The organism is Salinisphaera orenii subsp. halophila YIM 95161 (genome assembly GCF_003732545.1).
GTDB lineage: Bacteria > Pseudomonadota > Gammaproteobacteria > Nevskiales > Salinisphaeraceae > Salinisphaera > Salinisphaera orenii_A.
In genome coordinates, this window is the sequence record NZ_AYKF01000038.1 from 1 (window position 1) to 638 (window position 638).

The window sequence follows — 638 nt, forward strand, 5'->3', positions numbered from 1 at the left end:
TGGCTCGGCCGCAAGCGCTGGGAGTACGACAACGACGCCTACTGCGCACGCATCCAGACGCGCTGGAGCGAGCGCTTCGGCGCCACCCAGCTCGGCACCGACCAGCGCTTCGTGGACCTGCTCCGCGCGGCGGCGAACGTGTTGCGCCGGAAGCTCTTCGGCGTGCGGCTCTAGACCGGCGGCTCGGGTATCGAGCCGTGCCAATCGCTCGAGCGGGGCGTTTGCTCGCACGGGCAGCCCGCATTTCATCGGACGCGGTAGCTTCGAAGTTGCTATCGGATCACTCCGCCAAACAGGCACGATGCCGAACTGCAGTGAATCTTCTGCAACGAATGCAAAATGCAAGACCTGACCCTCAAAATCGCTTCGAAGTACGGCGTGACGAGCTGGCCCTCGATCGAATTGATCAGCACATAGGTGCCGCCGGCGATCATGGCCCAGCCGTACCAGTCGAACGTGAGCAGCGCGATGGCCGCCGTGGCCAGGGCGCCCACGAGCGCGCCGACATAGGGCACGAAATTCAGGAGAAAGGCGCCGACGCCGATCAACACCGGGTTCGGCAGGCCCAGCATGAACATCGTCAGGCCGATGACGACGCCCAGGCTGAAGTTGATCACCGTGATCGTCAGCAGATAGCG

At 63.9% G+C, this 638-nt stretch carries 1 protein-coding gene; it reads right to left on the reverse strand.

Annotated elements, in window-relative coordinates; translation table 11 throughout:
• Nucleotides 1-272: 272 nt before the first annotated feature.
• Nucleotides 273-638: AI-2E family transporter (locus SAHL_RS02960; RefSeq protein WP_123589926.1), on the reverse strand; the 366-nt coding region annotated here is incomplete at its 5' end.